This is a genomic window from Stenotrophomonas pictorum JCM 9942 (assembly GCF_001310775.1).
Taxonomy (GTDB): domain Bacteria; phylum Pseudomonadota; class Gammaproteobacteria; order Xanthomonadales; family Xanthomonadaceae; genus Stenotrophomonas; species Stenotrophomonas pictorum.
Map to the genome: position 1 here is coordinate 1 of NZ_BAZI01000348.1, position 2779 is coordinate 2779.

3 protein-coding genes are annotated in these 2779 nt (G+C 66.2%); all 3 read left to right on the forward strand.

The genetic code is table 11. The features are described from left to right. On the forward strand, positions 1–532 hold a 532-nt coding region (locus tag JCM9942_RS13510; RefSeq protein WP_172675118.1), incomplete at its 5' end, for an FtsW/RodA/SpoVE family cell cycle protein. A 389-nt stretch (positions 533–921) separates the two neighbouring features. Beyond that, positions 922–2058, forward strand: coding sequence for a lytic murein transglycosylase B (mltB, locus tag JCM9942_RS13515; protein ID WP_054660318.1), 1137 nt, complete (start codon positions 922–924; stop codon positions 2056–2058). Continuing rightward, a partial coding sequence (locus tag JCM9942_RS13520; RefSeq protein WP_157722929.1) for a septal ring lytic transglycosylase RlpA family protein occupies positions 2055–2779 on the forward strand: 725 nt, incomplete at its 3' end. The genes mltB and JCM9942_RS13520, both read left to right, overlap by 4 nt.

The window sequence follows — 2779 nt, forward strand, 5'->3', positions numbered from 1 at the left end:
GGCCGCGGCCGCGCCGGTGGCCTGGTTCTGGCTGCTGATGCCCTACCAGAAGGACCGCATCCTGATGTTCCTGGACCCGGAGAGCGATGCGCTGGGCGCGGGCTGGAACATCATCCAGTCCAAGATCGCCATTGGCTCCGGCGGGCTGACCGGCAAGGGCTGGGGCCTGGGCTCGCAGTCGCATCTGAATTTCATTCCCGAGCAGACCACCGACTTCGCCTTCTCGGTGCTGAGCGAGGAGTTCGGCTGGATCGGCGTGGCCGTGGTGCTGGCGCTGTATCTGTTCGTGATCGGCCGCTGCCTGTGGATCGCGGTGGAATCGCGCGACGGCTACTCGCGGCTGCTGGCCGGGTCCACCGGCCTGGCGTTCTTTGTCTACATCCTGGTCAACGGCGGCATGATCTCCGGATTGTTGCCGGTGGTGGGCGTGCCGATGCCGCTGATCAGCTACGGCGGCACCTCGGCGGTGTCGCTGCTGGCCGGCTTCGGGCTGGTGATGGCGGTGCGCGAGCATCGTCCGGTGCACGGTTGAATGGGCAGGATGTGCAAGCTTTGATCCAGATCAAATACTGGATTTAACTTTCGCTTCACAATAATGACCGTCGCCGGACGCTGTCGCGCCGCGATGGTCGGCAGGTGCTCCGGGCACGTCGACTGGTCGGATCCAAGGGCATGACATGGGGAGATGTCACGCTTCCACGATTGGAGTCCGGCCTGAGCGCCGGTTGTGCCTGCGGGGATGGGGGCGCGGCCGGCGCTTTTTTTTGCGCGGCGGGTGCGGAGGCATTGCCGTATTCAGCGGCGAGGGGACCATTTCCGGTCCTGCAACGGCAATTTCCGCCATCGTTTCCGCGCTTCAATCTGCTTGGGATTCATGGTCTTATTGATGGAAATTCATCTTTGACCTGCTAACCTCGCCTGATGATTCGACGCGCTTTGATCTGCTGCATCACCCTGGGTCTGGTCGCCTGTGCGACCCCGCCGCAGGTCCCCGTTCCTCCCGCCACCCCGGTGGGAACGCCGATCACGCCGGGCACCGGCCCGGCCGAGGCGGTCCCCGAGGCCAAGGCCGATCTGCCGCCGGTGGACCTGACCCCGGTGCCGTTCGAGACCGCCCGCGCCAATTTCATCCGCGACACCGCCGCCCGCTACGGCATCGAGCCGGGCTACATCGAGGCCACACTGGCCCAGGCGCAGGTGCGTCAGCCGATCATCGCGGCGATGTCGCGTCCGGCCGAGCGGGTCAAACCCTGGAACGAATACCGGCCGATGTTCATCAGCCAGGCGCGGATCGACGGTGGCAGGCAGTTCTTCGCCGACCATCGCGACGAGCTGTTGCGGGTGCAGGAACGCACCGGCGTGCCGGCCGAGGTGATCGTGGCGATCATCGGTGTGGAAACCAGCTACGGCAAGAACGCCGGCAACCACCGCGTGCTCGATGCGCTGTACACGCTGGCCTTCAACTACCCGCGCAGCGGCGACCCGGCCAAGCTCGAGCGCGAGGTGCGCCGCGAGCTGTTCTTCCGTGACGAGCTGGCCAAGCTGTTTGAGCTGGGCAAGCTGGAACAGCTCGACATCACCGCTCTCAAGGGCAGCTATGCCGGGGCGATGGGCATGGGCCAGTTCATGCCGTCCAGCTATCTGGACTTTGCGGTGGACGGCAATGGCGATGGCCGTCGCGACCTGTTCAACAACTACGACGACGTGTTCTCCTCCATCGCCAACTATTTCGTGAAGAAGGGCGGCTGGATCCGCGGCGGCACGGTGGCGGTACCGGCCACGCTGCAGGCGGGGTTCGCCGAGCTCAATCCGGCCGACTGGACGCCGAGCCTGACAGTGACCGAGCTTGCGGCCCGTGGTTACCGCCCGGTCACGCCGGTGCTGGCGGTCAATGCCAAGGCCACCCCGGTCACCCTGGAAGGCAGTGACGGCAAGCAGTACTGGCTGGGCTTCCAGAACTACTACGCGATCACCCGTTACAACATCTCCAAGATGTACGCGATGGCGGTGTTCCAGCTGTCCCAGGCCATCGCCGGCAAGGAGCTTCCGCCGGCATGAACAGCAAGTGGCTGGTCCCTGCGTTGATCGTGCTCGGGCTGGCCGCCTGCAGCAGCGCGCCGAAGAAATCCGCCGCCGGTGCCAGCGGCTCCAGCGCCCAGCGCCCGGCCACCGTGGTGCTGGGCACAGGCAGCGCGGGCGGCCAGTGCCCGGACGGTTCGCCCTATGCCAAGGCACAGGAAGACCTGTCCACGCGCGGCAACTACACCGCCGGCGGCCTGTACAAGCCCGGGGTCAGCGACAGCACGCCGACCTATGTGCCCAACGTGGCCTGCATTCCCGAGCCGGAGGTGGTCAGCGAGCCGCGCTCGCCGGTGGGCAACAAGTCGCCGTATTCGGTGCTGGGCAAGTCCTACCGGGTGATGGACCGGGTCGATGACTACGTCGAGCAGGGCACCGCCTCCTACTACGGACAGAAGTTCCACGGCCGCCTGACCTCCAACCGCGAGGTCTACGACATGTACACCTTCAGCGCCGCGCACAAGACCCTGCCGCTGCCCAGCTTCGCCCGCGTGACCAATCTGGACAACGGTGAATCGGTGGTGGTGCGGGTCAATGACCGTGGCCCGTTCCACGAGGGCCGGGTGATCGACCTCAGTTATGCCGCGGCGGTGAAGCTGGGCATCACCCAGCGGGGTACCGGCCGGGTGGAAGTGCGCGCACTGACCCCCGGCGACAACACCGTTGTTTCCGGCGACAGCCGCCGCGCCCGCCGCGAGCG